This window comes from Paenibacillus sp. FSL R5-0517, assembly GCF_037974355.1.
In the GTDB taxonomy this organism is placed as follows: Bacteria; Bacillota; Bacilli; order Paenibacillales; family Paenibacillaceae; genus Paenibacillus.
Map to the genome: position 1 here is coordinate 2,630,879 of NZ_CP150235.1, position 17,624 is coordinate 2,648,502.

The following is a 17,624-nucleotide window of genomic DNA, read 5'->3' on the forward strand; positions in this document are numbered from 1 at the left end:
CAAGTCATTGGCTCTTGATCTGGTAGAAGTATATTGAAGATGAAGGAGATTTATATAACTATCCCCTAAGATAAGAGCTACCTAAGTCGGCTCGGGTCGTGAATATAGGAACGTTAGATGAGCTCAGTACAAGAATCGGTGTCAGAATAAAAAACATGGTATCTTGTAATAAATACATTACATTATATTTAAAAAGGAGAATTGAAAATGAGAAAACTCGTTTTATTTCTGCACGCTTCACTTGATGGGTTTGTAGAAGGATCGAACGGTGAAATGGACATTGGCTGGGTTTCCTACGATGCTGATTTGGAGAAACACGCGCAAGAAGTTTTGAGTACTGCTGACACTGTCCTTTGGGGACGTGGAACTTATCAGATGATGCATAGTTACTGGCCATCTGTGTCTTCAGACCCATCAGCTTCACCGTATGAACGGAATCATGCTGAATGGATCGAAAAGACAGCCAAAATCGTATTTTCCACAACGCTGGAGAAAGTGGAATGGAACAATTCCAGACTGGTGAAAGAAGATGTCGAGGAAGAGATTAGGAACCTCAAACAGCAGCCAGGCAAGGATATGGTTATCCTCGGCAGTCCCAGGTTTGCGCATCACATGATGGGTCTTGATCTAATCGATGAGTACAAAATCACAGTGTCTCCTGTCCTGATCGGTAGCGGGTTGCCATTGTTTCAAGGACTCCAAGAGAAGACCAATCTTAAGCTTATTGAAAATAAAACTTTCAAGTCGGGAGCTATTGGTCTCTGCTACCAGGCGGTTAGATGACTAGCCTCGTGAAGTAGTTTGGATCACCAAATCAGTCGACGGGGCTTACTACAAACCGATAGTTAAAAACGCAGCCTTTGGCATAACGTTGTTGAATGCACAACGTTATGCCAAAGGCAAAGAAACGTATCAACCATGAAAATCAAAGGACGAAAGTAATGAATAAGAAGACATATCTTGTAAATATAGCTTATCTAATTGACTTAACTGACGATGAATATAAAGAAATCGATGGGGATTTGACTCCTGTACTAGAGAACGAAATTACAATAAGGAAAGATCTGAAATTACAATGGGTGAGTAGTTCCTCTGTGTATCTCGATCCAGAAGTAATGAATTGCGGAAGGTGTGCAAAATGTAATTCATGGGCAACTGATAGAGAAAAACTAAATCATATGGATGAACTTAATAATGGAGCAGTTATTGAAGGGCAATTGCTTTGTGATGAGTGTTTGCCAGAGGAGCATCGATGGGCTTTTTAAATCATGGATCAATTTTTATATCCTCATTCGAGGAATGAGACGGAGTCCTTTTTTAGAACAATGGTTGAAGGTAAGTCGAGTAATAGAAGTTTTATTATAGCGTTTAGAGAATCACTCGAATATTTGGGTCAAATAGATCTATATAGGATAGATTGGAAGAATCGATTTGCATATTTGGCTATCGTTATAGGGAAAAAAGATCAATTGGGAAAAGGTTATGGTAGTGAAGCAATAAAAGTACTACAGAAATTTGTCTTCGAGGAATTAAACTTAAATAGGTTAGAGCTTGAGGTATACGAATATAACGAGAGAGCATATAAAAGTTATGTTAAATGTGGGTTTAAGGAAGAAGGGAGATATAGAAATAAGATATATAAGAAAGGTAAATATTGGGATGTTATTTGTATGAGTATTTTAAAAGATGAATTTGATAGGAGGAATTAGAATGAAATTTATCGTGTCTGCTAGTGTAATCGTTCTCAATGAACATAATGAGATTTTACTCATGAAAGGTCGAAGAGGCTGGGAAATGCCTCAAGGTTGTGTTGAAGAAGGAGAGACTATTAGGCAGGCAGCAGTTCGCGAAGTGAAAGAGGAGACAGGGATTGAAATTGAATTAATTAAATTTTGTGGTTTGTATCAAAACATAACGCGCGGCGTATGCAACAATATATTTACTGGAAAACCGATTGGTGGAGCTTTAACTACGAGTGATGAAAGTGAAGAGGTGGGTTACTTTACTTTAGAAGAAGCTGGGCAAATGATAACATGGGGAAATTTCTATGACAGAATTCATAATGCATTAGATGAGAAAAGCCATCCATTTTTGATTGAATTTTCAGAATAAGGGCACTCATTATAGTAGACTCTATCTTATAGTGGCTCCTCTCTTGGTTGGTGATGCTCCGAACAACACCATTCTACCGAATATTGGGGCGATTTTTATATAATTGTACCTTCGTTTGACTTAGGTTTAATTGTGCTAGTTTTCTAATTAGCATACAGAGTTCAATAGAAGAAGCAGCCTGATAATAAAGGTTGCTTCTTTTTCGCTTTTACACTTCGCAAATGGAACATTGTGGGTTATATTGGATATGATTTGGTTCTATAGTAGGAAATTGGAGGTACTCAACTTTGGATGAAAATATACGCTTTCCGATAGGACACTTTGAGCCAAGTCTTAACTTCTCTAATGAGGACCGAATTCACATTATAGGTCAAATTCCCGGAATTACGAAGACCTTAAAAGAGATTACACAACATCTCAATGATGATCAACTCTGTACTCCTTATCGTGAAGGCGGTTGGACAATCACACAGATTGTGCACCACCTTGCGGACAATGATATGAACGCTTATATCAGGTTCAAGAGAGCATTAACTGAAGAGGAACCGATGGCAAGCTCGTATCGAGAGGATTTATGGGCATCATTACATGATTACAAGAGTATGCCCATCGAAGAATCAATTTTGCTGATGGAGATACTGGACAAGCGATTTCTCGCTCTACTGTATGGTTTACATCGGGATCAGTTTAGACGAAAACTCGGAACAGAAGTGTTAGGTACAATTACACTGGATATCGCGATTCAAAGATTTGTATGGCACGGGCAGCATCATATTGCTCAAATTAAATCTTGTATAACATCGCAAGGGTGGTAGGGTCTTATACATATCTCAAGTGTGGAGGTAATATATGGGGAATGGAAGGATTCTGGGCATAGCATATAATGTAATTCCAGTGAAAGACCTTGATGTATCAGCCGCTTGGTTTGTAAAACATTTTGCATTTAACATTCGCCACCAACGCGAAGGATATTTGAGTTTATTTCGGGGGAGTCGCCCAATATTGGATTTGATCCAAAGCGATCATGTAACACGAGCGACATTTGAAGTGCATCAGAAAAAGAGATGGGTCATTACATTTTTCACTGATGACATCGGTTCTTTACATAACTATCTAACATCAGAGAATGTGAAAGTAGGGGCTATTAGTGATGAGGGACACTATGGGAAGTTTTTTGTGTTAGAAGATCTGGACGGCAACTTATTTGATGTGTGGGAACACCATGATTGTGAATTGAATTTTTAATGAGGAACTTTGGTCAGCTGCTATCATTAACCGAGGGATTTGGGGGATACGAATGTTGATTGAAGACGAGAAAATATATCCTGACTGTTCAGTTGAAATAAGAATAGTAGAAGTTGGCGGCTTAACAAAGCCACAGCTTATTCAGAAACTGGACCAACACTCTATTTTATTGAATAAATATGGAGAACAGTTGTTACATGATGAGAGATTTATAGTTTCGAGTGTAAAGCAAAGCTTGCAAACGGTTGAGTTGACCGTCAGACAACTTGGATTTTCGGAGGGTGCTACAACTCTCCAGTTATTTCGAATAGCAAATGAACTTGGATTGGAATCTTGTCCGGTTGAGTTAGGACCTTATCTAAGACTGCAATATTTGGATCAGCCCGAGATAGGTTCTACCAACATTTCAGAGGAGAAAAAGGCTCCGTCTGGCTCCCTTACCATAGCCTCTGAAGCCCTTACGGAGGATATAGATTTTCCAAAAGGTTTTTATCTCAGACGAATAAACGACAAGTTATGGTTACGAGGATATCTTGCGGACCATTTGCATATTTGGAGTCCTCATGATTGCTTTATCTTCTGTCGCGCTTAGCTTCTATTGTGTGAAGATCGAAAGGTATTTTGAAAGAAAAGGAGTGAAAGACCAATGGATATCAAAAACAAAAGCGGAGATGTGCTTGGAAAAATTCAAATTGAATCCTTACGCAAAGATCGTGCGATTGACCGGATCGTCATTGACTTAAAGCCTGGTGAGGGGAAGGCGATTTATACCGCAGATGCTTCAGAGAACCAATTCACGCAACAGACCAATTATGCAGCCATTCCATGGGAAGACGGGTTGGAACAATTGCAGAAACTTTATTCTCCATGGCAGCCGAAATTTCCGATTGATTCTGATATCGATGCCATTCATGTATTTTATGGATTTGATAATCTAACTCCGCAAGAAATTGAAGAAATGGTTGAGGAAAGTAACAGGTCGGGCACCAATGTAGTGATACGAGATTTGAAACCCAATAAGAGGGTTGTGGGCATCAGCATCACGTATCAAGAATACGGTGGTTATACACTTAATATTTTCGGGACTACAAAGAGCCGAATCGCATTGCCTGATCATGGTGGTGCTACGGTTAAACAAGCAGCCATACGTGGCGTCCAAGCATTTTTTATTGTCAATAACGAAACTTCCCAATTGATATGGATCGAAGAGGATGTGCAGGGGAAGGCATTACAATACGAGATCAATGGAAGAAATATGTCAGAAGATCTTGTGATGAAGATTGCGAAATCAATGAACGGATAAATTTTATATTAAAGCTGCTCTAAAAGGAGTTTCTATGAATCGGACGATAATGGTTAGCGATATCCATGGCTGCATTGATCCAATTAATCAGTTATTGCATGATATCAATTACAATTCGAAATATGATCAACTAATTTTGCTTGGTGACTATGTGGATCGAGGTCCTAATAGTAAAGAAGTGGTCAAAGAGGTTATCCAATTAGTAAAAGAACATCATGCGATCGCATTAAGAGGCAATCACGATCAACGATTCGTTGATTTTATAATTGAGGGAAGTTCATTAATTAAAGCCAAGTTTATTGAACATGGAGGGCTTCAAACACTTCAGAGCTATTGTAATATTGAAGGCGCAATTTCTGATGAAATGTTGGAACTAGCCAGAGAGACAATAAAAATGGACTATGGTCATCATATTAATTTTTTGAGTGAATTACCTCTATACCATGAGGATGAGACACATATTTACGTTCATGCCGGATTAAACCCTGATTACATAGAATGGAGGAATCAACCAGAGCATGATTTTATGTATATCAAAGATAAATTTATTGATCATACGTTCACAAATCTACACCAAAAGATCATCTTTGGTCACACAAGGACAATAGACATTCATGAAACTTCGGATGTTTGGTTTGGTGAAGATAAAATAGGCATTGATGGTGGATGTGCCTATGGAATGCAATTAAATGCTTTAATTCACGAAAATGGTTCTTACACAACTGCTGATTCAAAGTTTAATCTGAATGAGGTGAAGTGATGAGTTACAAAGCTATTCTCATAGACCAAATGAACGCCTGTTATCATGACAAGAGCTGGTTTATTCCGCTTCATGATATGTTGACAGACCTCAATGCGGCGGAGGCCACTTATTCAAAGAATGAGGGAGAGCATTCCATTTGGGCGATCGTCAATCATCTTATTTTCTGGAATGAGAGGTGGCTTGAGAGATATATTGCCGAACAGGTCGACGGGCAGCATTCAGTGAATAATGAGGATACATTTGACATAGATCCGTCTAACCTGAACGATGCGGAGTGGCGCAAGACATTACATAGACTGAAAACCGTCTTTGGTGATTGGAACAGGGCACTCGAAGATAGCGAAGAACATAAACTGACCCGTGAAATCCCTTCCTATTTTAACGCGCCATGGTGGGGAGTTGTATCGAATCTATGTATTCATAATGCCTATCATATTGGTCAGATCATGCTGCTCAAAAAATCAATGAAACACACGTAATACACGCTGTATTACATTTATAAAATTATACTTAAGCAAAGGAAGATGACTATCATGGAAAAAGGCAAAATTATATTTTTGAACGGTGTAACCAGCTCTGGTAAAACTTCAATTGTAGAGGCGATGCAATCATACGATGATCCGTTTTTCTATGTTGTCGCTAATGATCTTTTTGAAAATACGATCGGTGATAAACATCTTCAGACGGATTACTGGAAGTATCTGAGTGAAGCGATTGTAATGATGTATCATACGGCAAAAGTATTCTCAGACCATGGCAAGCATGTTCTGATCGATGGCATACTTGTGGAAAGACCGGAGCTCGCGCCGCATTATGAACAAGTCAAACAGATATTTGAAGGCTATCCACTAAATATTGTGGAGTTATATTGCCCCCTCGACATCTGCCGTCAGCGGAACATCGAACGTGGGGATCGCAGAGAAGAGCAATCGGATGAGCAGCATCAGATCATGGCCAAAAACATTAACTACAGGTACTCCATTGATACAAGTATGAACACACCGGAAGAATGTGCAGAGAAGATTATTGCAGCGTTGTTCAAGTCCCATCATGAACCATTGAAAAATATGTAAAGATGCTATTACAAGGCTGTAGTGGAATCGATACGGGTGAAATGAGGAATCACAATGGAATTACAAACAAAAAAGACTATAGTTAATGATTTAAAGTCAATGGGGATAAGGGAGGGTATGACGATAATTGTGCATTCCTCCTTTAAAGCAATTGGGAATGTTATAGGCGGACCGGTAAGTGTTATTTTAGCTTTGGAAGAAGCTGTTGGAACCAATGGAACCGTTGTCATGCCGACTCAATCAGAACATCTTTGTGAACCTTCAGAGCATGACGCGAAGCTGTCCTCAGAGGAGGTTGATTTCATCAAAGACAATATGCCTACTTATTATCCTGATCTAACACCAACCTCGTATATGGGTATCATTCCTGAGGTGTTTCGGAAGCAAAATGGTGTGTTACGAAGCTCACATCCGCACATGTCTTTTGCTGCCCGCGGGAATGAGGCAAAACAGATAACGGAAAATCATAACTTGCATTATGCATTAAATGAGGAATCACCGTTAGGAAAAATCTATAATTTGAGTGGACATATTCTGTTACTTGGTGCACCTACAAATAGTAACACTTCTTTGCACCTGGCCGAGTATAAACAGCAGAATACATTTGTTAAGCCAAAAGTCTGGGGAGTAAAAATGCTGTTGAATGGAATTGAACAATGGACTACATACGATGATATTAACAATGAATCAGATGATTTTGAATTGATTTTTAATGAGTTTAAGATCCAGACTAATGCTGTTACCGAAGGAATGGTAGGGAAAGCTGTGAGTTATTTGATACCCCAGAGAGAAATGGTTGATTATGCTTTGGGATGGATGAATCGGAACCGAAGAGAACCTATAGAGTAATGAATCATTTCAAAGAGAAAGAAGGGGGAAATGTAATCATGACCAAAGAGATTGAACTTTTGCTTCAAACTTTTGAAGAATGGACGCTCTTTGTCAGAACGTTGACTAATCTTGAAGAAAAGATCTGGAATTCCAGCTTGGAAGAAGGGAAGTGGACGATAAAATCAATCGTAAGTCATATCATGTTATGGGATCGATATTTTTACAAGGAAGCGATTGAGAAGATTGCTCTGAGGCAGCCTGTTATGTTGAAACATCTGGATTTTGATGAGTTTAATCGCAAAGCTATTGAGTACGGGAAACGCACAGAGACATCTGAAATCGTAAATAAGGCTATCACGTACCGCTATAAAATTATGAATGACATTCGAGGGTTATCGGAGGAACAGCTTCATCAGACGTATTTGGATGCAGAGGGTAACGTATTTTATATTCCCCAATATCTTAAAGATTTTATATGGCATGACCAGCATCATATGGAACCGTTGAAAAAGTATGTTGCCAGCCTTGAAGCGTAAAGGATTTAGCAAGCGGTGGGCGGCATGGAATACAGCATGTGGCGTGCTTTGAATATAATATGTATCCCAAACCAGGGAGGGACATGATGACCATTTATAAGATTGAATTAACTCAGGGAAATCTAATCGGTTCATTTACCGATGAGGTAACTCCCATGTTGAGCGTGAAATCTGGGGATTCCATTCGGTTTCAGACACTGGATGCGGGCTGGGGAACGGGTGTGAGTTATGCGGAACGCATGAAACCTTTTGATCGACAAGGTGAAAAAGATGGAGGGCATGCCTTAATCGGTCCGATCTATATCGATGATGCCAAGAAAGGACAGACGTTGGAGATTGTTTTCAATGAGATTGTACCCGGTCAATACGGGTTTACTTCCGCCGGCGGATATCCGAACTGGCAGAACCAGAAATTACATCTAACAGAGGTTGAAGAACTGTCGCTAAATTGGACACTTGATCTCCACACGATGAGTGGAACCTGTGAAATAAATGGGAAACCCTTCACGGTATCTCTCTCACCGTTCATGGGAGTCGTGGGCATGCCACCAGAGTCAAAAGGAATTCATACGACTTGGCCGCCTCGTTATTGTGGAGGGAACATCGACTGCAAGGAACTGGTGCAGGGAAGCAAATTATACTTACCTATCCCCGTAGACGGAGGTTATCTCGCGATTGGTGATGGTCATGCACGCCAGGGAGATGGTGAAGTCAGCTGTCAGGCGATTGAATGTCCAATGGAACTTGTGGATATCACCATCAACGTAATTGATAATCTAGCTCTGACCAATCCTCGTGCACATACGCCATCCGGCTGGATTACCTTCGGTTTTCATGAAGATCTGAATGAGGCTACCGTTCAAGCATTAGACGGCATGTTAAATCTGATGGGTGAGTTGTACGGATTAGAACGAGTGGAAGCGATTGCACTTGGAAGCGCGGTAATCGACCTGCGTATCACGCAAATTGTGAATGGCGTGAAGGGTGTGCATGCTGTCCTTCCCCATGATGCTTTTCAATAACTTGAAGTCTGTTATACGTCGTATTAGATGAACTTGGGAGTCGATAAAATGAGAGGCAGACCACAGATCGTTCTAGATATCGCAGGTGTTTTGTTAAGTAATATGTCATTGACGTGCTGGAAAGATATGATTCAGGAAACCAACCTATCGGCAGAATCCCTGAAAGTACATTTTACAGGAATAAAGCGACAGCTCTGGACAGGAATAATGCGAGAAGAAGAGTTCTGGCAATCGTTGAAGGAGGCGTATCCCGAATTATCAATAAGCCGAGCGAAGGAGATCTTGTATAGCTCAATTGTTCCTTTACCAGCGGCTCGATACCTTGAGCGATGGAGTGAGTTTGCCGATATCCATCTGCTCAGCAATCATTGTAAGGAGTGGATTGAGCCGAATCTTAGCCGTTTAAGCTCATTCACCAAAAGTGTAACCATCTCTAATCAAGTGGGTTTATGCAAACCTGAGATTGAGATATACCAACGGGTCCAAACCTTCCTGGCAGCTGGAGAAGAGGTTCTATTTGTAGATGATCAAGAGAAAAATTTACATTCGGCTAAGCTACTTGGTTGGAAGACTCTACTGGCTGACGAAGAAGGAGATTGGGTTAATGAAGTTGAGTCATTGCTAATCTAGGAGGAACAGGATGCAATTTCCACTTCTGCATAGGAATTAAGAAGCTTAGCCTTCGAAAAAATAGAATTTAATATCCCATCTGGAGCCCTATGCAATAAAATTCAATTTTATAGCATAGGGTTTTAATATTAACCTCCTTTAAATGTTTTAATATCCTTAAATTGTAATTATATTAACCTTAATAATCAAATTAAACTAAATAATAACATAAATAGTATTGACCGTAGGCTTTTCCCAATACTATAATGAAATGGGTTTCATGAAAGCCGTTTCATTATCACTCAGACAACTTAGTAAGCGCTTTCTATTTGAAGCGTGCTTGCAGGTTTTCAAGTTCCCGATTCATCTTTATCTAACTTTAAGGGGGAGTGTGTGTAAGATGAAGTTTATGAGACAGAAGCGGTTTACCTTTTTGGTGATGCTTACCTTGGTGGTAACCGTAATCGCTGGCTGTAGCGGTGGAGCGGGTACACCAGCTGAGGTTGTTAACAAGTCGCCAGCAGAAGAAAACAAGCAAGTCGCAGCTGAGCCTGCTGAAGAGAAGCAGGAGCCGGCCGTCGATCTGAAGGGCAGAGCTGTTCGAATATCCAATTGGTGGGATGCGGCCCCCAAAGGAGACTCGGAGGCAGATGAACGTGCCCGTGAACGAATCCAAAATGTAGAGAAGAAATACAACGTCAAAATCTCTTATCTAAATACAGACTATGGAGCAACGTCGGAGAAAATATCTTCATCCGTGATGGCGAATGAGCCTTTTGCTGAAATTGTGCGTGTGCCTGACGGTAATATCTGGGGGTTGATGCAAGGCGGATTTCTGACACCGCTGGATGACTATTTGAAGGATACGAAAATCCAGCCGGATGTCATTGATTCCATGCGGTTTGGCAGTGATAACGTATTTGGTTTGACAGGGTGGTATACCCCGAATGACAGCGGCATGTTTTATAACAAACGTCTGTTTAAAGAAGCTGGATTGAAGGACCCGCAACAGCTAATGGAAGAGGATAACTGGAACTGGGATACGATGCTGGAAGCGGCCAAGAAGCTGACCGTAGACAAAAACGGGGATGGCAAGATGGATCAGTATGGTCTGTCAGGTGCGTATTATGTGCTGCATGAAATGCTCATCGGAAGCAATGGCGGCAAGATGTACGATGAGGCAACGCAGAAGGCAGCGTTTGACTCACCCGAATCTTTGGAAGCGCTTAACTTTCTGTACAGCCTGTATAACGATCACAAAGTCGTGAAGGCTAACGCAGGCAATGACTGGGAGGACCCGTCCAAATATTTCTCAGAGGGCAACATTGCGATGTATCCTGGCGGTTTATGGGAAGTGGAAGGGCGCATTCTTGACAAGTTAAAGGATGACTGGGGGTATGTATACATGCCTAAAGGGCCCAAAGCATCTACTTATCTCGATACGGTAAATAGCACAGAGAGCTTTGTAATCCCCAAAGGTGTTAAGGATGCAGACGTCATTGTGAAAATTTGGGAGGAGCTTCAGGACTTCGATAACTGGCAGGAGAATCATCGTCTATGGCTGGAGAACATTTTGCCAGATGAAGCTTCTATTGCGAATGCCATGAATGACAACGGAGAGGTTGAACGGGTTTATGGCGCACGTGCCGGGGGATTGGGTGTGAAGGATGCTCTTGGCAGTGTAACTGAAAAGTTTGTGAAAGGTGAGGTTACACCATCCACAGGCGTTGCACAGATTATTGGACCTGCACAGGCTGGCATCCAGAAGGTGTTAAAGGGAGAGAAGAGCAAGTAAGGCGTAAGCAAAGCAGGATCATTTACTTGAGGGAGGCAGCCCATGTTGAAAAAAATGATGATCAGCAAAATCATGTTGTTTGTTTTGTTTGCCGCATTCATTACTCTTTTGTCTGCATGCACGGGTACAAGTGAGAAGCCAGCCGAGCCGGTTGCTCAGCCAGCTGAAGTCGAGACGAGCACAACACCAGCGAAGGAAGAACAAGTGGAGGAGGCTGAGCCAGCCCCGGACCTTAATGGACGTGTCATTCGAATCTCTCACTGGTGGGATGCGACACCAAAAGGTGATTCGGAATCCGATGAGCTTGCGCGGGAACGGATCAAAATGGTGGAAGAAAAGTATAACGTGAAGATCAAATATCTGAACACAGAATACTGGTCCACTTCTGAAAAGCTGTCTTCCTCCGTGCTCGCTAACGAGCCTTTTGCGGAGATTGTCCGAATTCCGGATGGATTCATCTGGGGACTCATGCATGGCGGGTTTCTGACACCGCTGGACGAATATCTCAAGGATACACGGGTAGAGCAGGATGTTATTGATTCGATGCGCTTTGGGGGTGACAAAATCTATGGCCTGGAGAGCTGGTATTCGCCAAATGATAGCGGCATGTTCTATAACAAACGGATTTTTAAGGAAGCTGGATTGAAGGACCCTCAGCAATTGATGGATGAGGATAACTGGAACTGGAATTCGATGCTGGACGCGGCAAAAAAGCTGACCGTAGACAACAATGGTGATGGCAAAATGGATCAATACGGCCTCGCTGGCGCGCATTATGTGCTGTCTGAGATGCTGATCGCGAGTAATGGCGGCAAGTTATATGATGAGCAGACGGGTAAAGTCACGTTTAATTCACCGGAAGCTATGGAAGCGCTTAACTTTCTGCACAGCTTGTACACGGAGCATAAAGTAGTTAAAGCGAATGGAGGAAACGACTGGGAAGATCCCGCCAAATATTTTGGGGAGGGCACGATTGCGATGTATCCAGGCGGGCTGTGGGAGATTGAAGGCCGCATTCTCGATAAGCTCAAGGATGAGTGGGGTTATGTGTATATGCCAAAAGGTCCACAAGCCCAGTCTTACCATGAACCTTTTGGTCAGACCGCAGCTTATGTCATTCCAAAAGGGGTGAAGGATGCAGATGTCATCGTAAAGATTTGGGAAGATCTGCAGGACTTCGATAACTGGCAGGATAATCGCAGACTCTCCCTAGAAAATATTTTGCCGGATGAAACGTCCATTGCCAATGCCATGAACGATGATGGCAAAGTGCAGCGTTTGTTTGGCGGACGCTTCGGTGGTCTGGGTATCAAGGATCAACTGGATAGCGTGACTGAGAAGTTTGTTAAAGGTGAGATTACGCCTTCCACGGGTGTTGCTCAAGTGATCTCCAAAGCTGAGGCTGCGGTGAAAAAAGTGTTAAGTGGAGAGCAGGAAAAGAAAAAATAACGCTTGGTAGTTAAACAGCAATAGGGCGGCCTGATGATTGTTTTCGAGTGGGGTTAGTCGAAGCACAATATACGGGCCGCACCTCATTGCTTTCACGAAAGTCATCTAAAGGGGGGCATTGGGTGAAGTTCACATTATCCCGAGTGACGATCGTTGTCGTCACACTAATGCTCGTCGTGGTGTATGCGATATCCAGTTCCGGTGCGAGTGGCAATGCCAAGACCGGAAGTCGATCATCAGATCCGAGTCGTGTCATGCCGATATCTGAATCTGCTGCTGAGGATAGCTATGATACGTATCTGAAGCAATTTCAGAACGAGAAGCGGCCTGCGAGGGACATTGTCATCCATGGGGCTGATTACTCAGCTGCCGAAGGCATGAACCCGCAGATGATCACGGAGCTTGGCGGCGAGGTAGGCGAGTTCATAAGGACAGAGGAAAGTGGATCGGTGGAGTGGAAAGTGAATGTTCCTGAATCAGGAATGTATCATATGTCATTACGCTATTACCCAATTCAAGGGAAAAGCTCTGCTATCGAACGGGAATTGTGGATTGATGGAAAGCTGCCGTTCAGCAGTGCTCGTAACATGAGCTTTCACCGGGTATGGGTCAACGAAAAACCGGAAATCGAACAGGACAACAGAGGCAATGACCTACGTCCGCGCCAGGTTGAAGAGCCAATGTGGCAGGAGTCGATCCTGAGAGATAAAGAAGGCTATTATGAAGAGCCTTATCAGTTTTATTTTTCAGAGGGGAATCATTCCATCAAGTTGGTCTCTACACGTGAGCCGGTGGTGATTGATACCATCAAACTGCATCATTACGAAGCTCCGCCATCCTATGCAGAACTCAAGCAGGAGTATGAGACTAAAGGATACAAGGAAACAACCGGGCATTTAATCAAGGTTCAAGGGGAGAAGGCTTCATATAAGTCATCGCCGACACTATATCCCATCACAGATCGCTCCAGTACATCGACAGAGCCGTATGATGTTTCCAAGATCAGAATGAACACGATTGGTGGAAACAACTGGCGGGTGCCAGGACAATGGATTGCATGGGAGATGGATGTACCAGAAGACGGTTTATACAAGATAGCGATCAAGGGCCGACAAGAACTGCTGAGAGGCATATATTCAACTCGCTCATTGCAGATTGATGACAAGGTTCCTTTCCAGGAAATGATGCAAATTCCTTTTTTCTATGACGCCGATTGGCAGATGAATGTGTTGGGCAATGAAGAAGAGCCTTATTTGTTTTATTTAACGAAGGGACAACACGAACTGCAGCTTGAGGTCAGTCTCGGGGCCATCGCACCGCTAATTCGTCAGGTTGAAGCCAGTGTGCTCGAGATCAATGCGATGTATCGAAAAATTCTGATGATCACGGGCAATGTACCGGACCCGTATCGTGATTATCAATTAGACAAACAGATTCCGGATATGGTGGATGTGTTTCGGGAACAGAGTGATATTTTAACTGCAGTCTCTGAAGAGTTAATTCGTTTGACAGGGGAGAAAAGCGACAAAACAGCCATTTTAAATAAAACCGCCTATCAGCTTGCTGATCTGGCCGATAAACCCGAAACCGTTCAGAAGCGGCTTGGTCAATTCAAAATCAATGTCGGCAGCGTCGGCTCCTGGCTTCTTGAAGTGCGTGAGCAGCCGCTTGAGATTGACTATCTACTGCTTGCCTCACCTGGTGAGAAACTGCCCAAAGCGAATGGGTCTGTGTTCAGTAAAACAGGACATGAGGTGTCATCCTTCCTTCATTCCTTTTTCGAAGATTATGACACCATTGGCAGCACCGCCGATGAAGACAAGTCGGTGACCGTCTGGATTGGAACGGGCCGCGACCAGGCACAGGTACTGAAAGCGATGATTGATGATACGTTTACACCGCTGACAGGCATTAGCGTTAATCTCAAACTGGTTAATGCAGACGTGTTGCTTCGTGCCTCGCTTGCAGGAGAAGGTCCGGATGTAGCCATGCAGGTTGGCAATGATGTGCCGGTGAACTTCGGGATGCGACACGCGGCGGAGGATTTGTCCACATATCCAGGCTATAACGAGTTAATCAAGCAGTTCAGGGACAGTGCAATGGTTCCATATCAGTTTGAAGACCAGGTATTCGCGCTTCCGGAACAGCAGATTTTTAACATGTTATTTTATCGTAAAGATATTCTGGAGCAGCTTGATCTGGAGCCGCCGCAGACGTGGGATGACGTGTATGCCATGATCCCGGTGCTGCAGAAGCACAACATGGAGATGGCGCTGCCGTTGGCTCAGACAACTGGCGTACCCGTATTGGAAGTTAATCGGGCGTATGCCATGCTGCTGTATCAGATGGGCGGCTCCTTCTACTTAGACAAGGGTGCCAGAAGTGGTATGGATACGGAGACTGGACTGGAGGCGTTCAAGGAGTGGACGGATTTCTATACCAGTTACAAGCTGCCACTGACCTTTGATTTTCCCATGCGCTTCAGAACGGGGGAAATGCCTGTGGGCATCATGGACTATACCTTCTATAACTACTTGTCTGTATCTGCGCCAGAGATTAAAGGTCTGTGGGAATTCATCCCGGTTCCAGGCCTCAAGCAGCCCGATGGAAGCATCAAACGTGATGTGGCAAGCGGTGGTACGGCGACGGTGATGCTCAAGCAGTCGAAACATAAAGATGCGGCATGGGAATTCATGAAGTGGTGGGTAAGCAAGGATGCCCAGGTTCGCTTTGGACGGGAAATGGAAGGTCTGATGGGTGCTGCTGCGCGCTATCCAACGGCGAACATCGAAGCTTTACAGGAGCTGCCTTGGCCGATCCGTGATTATCGCAGTCTGGAAGAACAGTGGGGGTGGGTACAAGGGGTACCTGAGGTTCCCGGAGGTTACTTTACAGGTCGCCATCTGGATAACGCATTACGTGAGGTCGTCAATAACGGTACGAACTCAACCGATGCTTTATATGATTACGTTCAGGAAATTAATTACGAAATTCAGCAAAAACGAAAAGAGTTTAAATTGGACGGAATGCGCTAGGGAGGGACTCTTTTGCAGAAGGTAAACATCGTGACCAAACCCGGTTCTCAGCCCAAGCGCACGCCTGCCGGCATGCCGGGAAGATGGGAACTCTTTGTCAGAGATATGAAGCGGGATAAACATCTTTATATTCTTTTATCGCCATATATGCTGTTATTTCTGCTATTCACCGTGTTTCCAGTCATCATTTCGATCTTTTTCAGTTTTACCAACTTCAACATGCTGGAGTTTCCACAATGGGTCGGCTGGGAGAACTATTCCAAGCTGCTCTGGAATGATGATGTGTTCTTGATAGGTCTCAAAAATACGATTATTTTCTCAGTGGTTACTGGCCCGATCAGCTACATAGCCTGCTTTGTATTTGCGTGGCTCATCAATGAGCTGAATCCGAAGGTAAGAGCGTTTATGACACTAATATTTTTTGCGCCTTCGATTTCGGGCAATGTGTTTTTTATTTGGCAGATTATTTTCTCCGGGGACTCCTACGGCATTATGAACGGTTTTCTAATGAAAACGGGCATTCTGTATGAGCCGATCCTGTGGCTTCAGGATCCGAAATATATGCTTGCCATTATCATGCTTGTGCAGCTATGGCTTAGTCTGGGAACGAGCTTCCTTGCATTTATTGCCGGTCTGCAAACGGTGGATCGTACGTTATATGAAGCGGGAGCCATCGATGGGGTGCAGAATCGCTGGCAGGAGCTGTGGTATATTACGCTTCCTTCGATGCGCCCTCAGCTGATGTTTGGCGCCGTTATTCAGATTACTGCATCTCTAGCGGTTGCCGAAGTGGCCACTGCACTCGCCGGTTTCCCGAGTGTGCAGTATGGGGCACATACGATTGTTACGCACTTAATGGATTACGGAACGATTCGTTTTGAAATGGGTTATGCATCGGCCATTGCAACGGTGCTGTTTGGTCTGATGCTGGGCTCCAACCTGCTTGTTCAAAAGCTTTTGAAGAGAGTGGGGGAATAGCCGATGAAGATAGCCCTGCTTATGAAACGAAAAATCAATCGATCCTGGCAGGTCGATATTCTGCTGTTCCTGTTGCTTGGCGGATTTGGCGCATTTATGGCGGTTCCGCTCATCTATGTCATCAATAATGCCTTTAAACCGCTGGATGAACTGTTCATTTTCCCGCCAACCTTGTTTGTACGGAACCCGACGTTTGAAAACTTCTCCGATCTGTTTCAGGTCATGAAAAATTCATGGGTTCCCTTTTCGAGATACATTTTCAACACCGTATTTATTACAGCAGCGGGTACGTTTGGCCATATAATCCTGGCTTCGGCAGCGGCATATCCGCTGGCGAAACACAAGTTTCGCGGTCATAAAGTTTTGTTCACCGTTATTGTGCTGTCGCTGATGTTCTCGCCACATGTAACAGCGATCCCGAACTATATGATTATGTCAACTCTCGGATGGCTCGACTCTTACCAAGCGATCATTATTCCGGCCTTTGCTTATCCGCTTGGCTTGTATCTGATGAAACAGTTTATGGAGCAGATTCCGGATGCGTTGCTGGAGGCGGCAAAAATGGATGGCGCAAGCGAGTATCGGATTTTCTTCCAGGTGGTTATGCCGCTCGTCAAACCGGCCTGGCTTACACTGCTCATTCTGATGATGCAGATGTTGTGGGGTACGGACGGTGGAAGCTTTATCTACAGTGAACAGCTTAAAACGATGCATTACGCCATGGGACAGATTGTGCAAGGCGGAATTGCCCGAGCAGGAGTAGGGGCTGCTGTAGCTGTCATCATGATGACGGTGCCGATTGTTACATTTGTATTGTCACAGAGCAATGTCATTCAAACGATGGCATCATCCGGCATGAAGGATTAAGGGAGA

20 protein-coding genes are annotated in these 17,624 nt (G+C 43.5%); all 20 read left to right on the plus strand.

Going from position 1 to position 17,624, the window contains the following annotated elements:
- Positions 1–207 precede the first annotated feature (207 nt).
- The 20 genes from MKX40_RS11975 to MKX40_RS12070 all read left to right on the plus strand — a co-directional run bounded on the left by MKX40_RS11975 (position 208) and on the right by MKX40_RS12070 (position 17,618).
- Positions 208–783, plus strand: coding sequence for a dihydrofolate reductase family protein (locus MKX40_RS11975; protein WP_339241776.1), 576 nt, complete (start codon positions 208–210; stop codon positions 781–783).
- Positions 784–941: 158 nt separating this feature from the next.
- A complete protein-coding gene (locus MKX40_RS11980; protein WP_339241778.1) occupies positions 942–1,265 on the plus strand; it encodes a hypothetical protein in 324 nt (107 codons plus the stop codon).
- A gap of 3 nt (positions 1,266–1,268) precedes the next feature.
- The gene (locus tag MKX40_RS11985) at positions 1,269–1,709 is read left to right on the plus strand and encodes a GNAT family protein (protein ID WP_339241780.1); all 441 of its coding nucleotides are present in this window, start codon (positions 1,269–1,271) and stop codon (positions 1,707–1,709) included.
- Position 1,710: 1 nt separating this feature from the next.
- Positions 1,711–2,112, plus strand: a complete 402-nt coding sequence (locus MKX40_RS11990; protein ID WP_339241781.1) for an NUDIX hydrolase — start codon at positions 1,711–1,713, stop codon at positions 2,110–2,112.
- Positions 2,113–2,399: 287 nt separating this feature from the next.
- Positions 2,400–2,927, plus strand: a complete 528-nt coding sequence (locus MKX40_RS11995) for a YfiT family bacillithiol transferase (protein ID WP_339241783.1) — start codon at positions 2,400–2,402, stop codon at positions 2,925–2,927.
- A 34-nt stretch (positions 2,928–2,961) separates the two neighbouring features.
- Positions 2,962–3,357 carry a VOC family protein gene (locus tag MKX40_RS12000; RefSeq protein ID WP_339241784.1) on the plus strand — a complete coding sequence of 132 codons (396 nt, stop codon included), beginning with the start codon at positions 2,962–2,964 and terminating at the stop codon, positions 3,355–3,357.
- A gap of 52 nt (positions 3,358–3,409) precedes the next feature.
- Positions 3,410–3,949 (plus strand): helicase, encoded by a 540-nt coding sequence (locus MKX40_RS12005; protein ID WP_339241785.1) that lies wholly within the window; start codon positions 3,410–3,412, stop codon positions 3,947–3,949.
- Between the two features lie 54 nt (positions 3,950–4,003).
- Positions 4,004–4,660: a DUF4367 domain-containing protein gene (locus tag MKX40_RS12010; protein WP_339241786.1), complete on the plus strand. Its 657-nt coding sequence runs from the start codon at positions 4,004–4,006 to the stop codon at positions 4,658–4,660.
- 34 nt (positions 4,661–4,694) lie between these two features.
- Entirely contained in the window at positions 4,695–5,420 is a 726-nt protein-coding gene (locus MKX40_RS12015) for a metallophosphoesterase family protein (RefSeq protein ID WP_339241788.1), read from the plus strand.
- Positions 5,420–5,902 carry a DinB family protein gene (locus tag MKX40_RS12020; RefSeq protein ID WP_339241790.1) on the plus strand — a complete coding sequence of 161 codons (483 nt, stop codon included), beginning with the start codon at positions 5,420–5,422 and terminating at the stop codon, positions 5,900–5,902. Before MKX40_RS12015 ends, MKX40_RS12020 begins: the two co-directional genes overlap by 1 nt.
- 54 nt (positions 5,903–5,956) lie before the next feature.
- Positions 5,957–6,496, plus strand: a complete 540-nt coding sequence (locus MKX40_RS12025; RefSeq protein WP_339241791.1) for an AAA family ATPase — start codon at positions 5,957–5,959, stop codon at positions 6,494–6,496.
- Positions 6,497–6,550: 54 nt separating this feature from the next.
- The gene (locus MKX40_RS12030; RefSeq protein ID WP_339241793.1) at positions 6,551–7,345 is read left to right on the plus strand and encodes an AAC(3) family N-acetyltransferase; all 795 of its coding nucleotides are present in this window, start codon (positions 6,551–6,553) and stop codon (positions 7,343–7,345) included.
- 38 nt (positions 7,346–7,383) lie between these two features.
- A complete protein-coding gene (locus tag MKX40_RS12035; protein WP_339241795.1) occupies positions 7,384–7,863 on the plus strand; it encodes a DinB family protein in 480 nt (159 codons plus the stop codon).
- Positions 7,864–7,946: 83 nt separating this feature from the next.
- A complete protein-coding gene (locus MKX40_RS12040; RefSeq protein ID WP_339241796.1) occupies positions 7,947–8,885 on the plus strand; it encodes an acetamidase/formamidase family protein in 939 nt (312 codons plus the stop codon).
- Between the two features lie 48 nt (positions 8,886–8,933).
- Positions 8,934–9,515 (plus strand): HAD-IA family hydrolase, encoded by a 582-nt coding sequence (locus MKX40_RS12045; protein ID WP_339241798.1) that lies wholly within the window; start codon positions 8,934–8,936, stop codon positions 9,513–9,515.
- Positions 9,516–9,894: 379 nt separating this feature from the next.
- Complete coding sequence (locus tag MKX40_RS12050; RefSeq protein ID WP_339241800.1) at positions 9,895–11,289, plus strand: extracellular solute-binding protein; 1,395 nt, start codon at positions 9,895–9,897, stop codon at positions 11,287–11,289.
- Between the two features lie 42 nt (positions 11,290–11,331).
- Positions 11,332–12,738: an extracellular solute-binding protein gene (locus MKX40_RS12055; RefSeq protein ID WP_339241802.1), complete on the plus strand. Its 1,407-nt coding sequence runs from the start codon at positions 11,332–11,334 to the stop codon at positions 12,736–12,738.
- A 122-nt stretch (positions 12,739–12,860) separates the two neighbouring features.
- Complete coding sequence (locus tag MKX40_RS12060) at positions 12,861–15,773, plus strand: extracellular solute-binding protein (RefSeq protein ID WP_339241804.1); 2,913 nt, start codon at positions 12,861–12,863, stop codon at positions 15,771–15,773.
- A gap of 72 nt (positions 15,774–15,845) precedes the next feature.
- A complete protein-coding gene (locus tag MKX40_RS12065) occupies positions 15,846–16,751 on the plus strand; it encodes a sugar ABC transporter permease (protein ID WP_110896201.1) in 906 nt (301 codons plus the stop codon).
- A gap of 3 nt (positions 16,752–16,754) precedes the next feature.
- Positions 16,755–17,618, plus strand: a complete 864-nt coding sequence (locus tag MKX40_RS12070; RefSeq protein ID WP_339241806.1) for a carbohydrate ABC transporter permease — start codon at positions 16,755–16,757, stop codon at positions 17,616–17,618.
- The last annotated feature ends 6 nt before the right edge of the window (positions 17,619–17,624 follow it).

Coding starts and splice junctions, on each gene's coding strand:
- MKX40_RS11975 (WP_339241776.1), top strand. CDS start 208: ATGAGAAAACTCGTTTTATTTCTGCACGCTTCACTTGATGGGTTTGTA.
- MKX40_RS11980 (WP_339241778.1), top strand. CDS start 942: ATGAATAAGAAGACATATCTTGTAAATATAGCTTATCTAATTGACTTA.
- MKX40_RS11985 (WP_339241780.1), top strand. CDS start 1,269: ATGGATCAATTTTTATATCCTCATTCGAGGAATGAGACGGAGTCCTTT.
- MKX40_RS11990 (WP_339241781.1), top strand. CDS start 1,711: ATGAAATTTATCGTGTCTGCTAGTGTAATCGTTCTCAATGAACATAAT.
- MKX40_RS12000 (WP_339241784.1), top strand. CDS start 2,962: ATGGGGAATGGAAGGATTCTGGGCATAGCATATAATGTAATTCCAGTG.
- MKX40_RS12005 (WP_339241785.1), top strand. CDS start 3,410: ATGTTGATTGAAGACGAGAAAATATATCCTGACTGTTCAGTTGAAATA.
- MKX40_RS12010 (WP_339241786.1), top strand. CDS start 4,004: ATGGATATCAAAAACAAAAGCGGAGATGTGCTTGGAAAAATTCAAATT.
- MKX40_RS12015 (WP_339241788.1), top strand. CDS start 4,695: ATGAATCGGACGATAATGGTTAGCGATATCCATGGCTGCATTGATCCA.
- MKX40_RS12020 (WP_339241790.1), top strand. CDS start 5,420: ATGAGTTACAAAGCTATTCTCATAGACCAAATGAACGCCTGTTATCAT.
- MKX40_RS12025 (WP_339241791.1), top strand. CDS start 5,957: ATGGAAAAAGGCAAAATTATATTTTTGAACGGTGTAACCAGCTCTGGT.
- MKX40_RS12030 (WP_339241793.1), top strand. CDS start 6,551: ATGGAATTACAAACAAAAAAGACTATAGTTAATGATTTAAAGTCAATG.
- MKX40_RS12035 (WP_339241795.1), top strand. CDS start 7,384: ATGACCAAAGAGATTGAACTTTTGCTTCAAACTTTTGAAGAATGGACG.
- MKX40_RS12040 (WP_339241796.1), top strand. CDS start 7,947: ATGATGACCATTTATAAGATTGAATTAACTCAGGGAAATCTAATCGGT.
- MKX40_RS12045 (WP_339241798.1), top strand. CDS start 8,934: ATGAGAGGCAGACCACAGATCGTTCTAGATATCGCAGGTGTTTTGTTA.
- MKX40_RS12050 (WP_339241800.1), top strand. CDS start 9,895: ATGAAGTTTATGAGACAGAAGCGGTTTACCTTTTTGGTGATGCTTACC.
- MKX40_RS12055 (WP_339241802.1), top strand. CDS start 11,332: ATGTTGAAAAAAATGATGATCAGCAAAATCATGTTGTTTGTTTTGTTT.
- MKX40_RS12065 (WP_110896201.1), top strand. CDS start 15,846: ATGCCGGGAAGATGGGAACTCTTTGTCAGAGATATGAAGCGGGATAAA.
- MKX40_RS12070 (WP_339241806.1), top strand. CDS start 16,755: ATGAAGATAGCCCTGCTTATGAAACGAAAAATCAATCGATCCTGGCAG.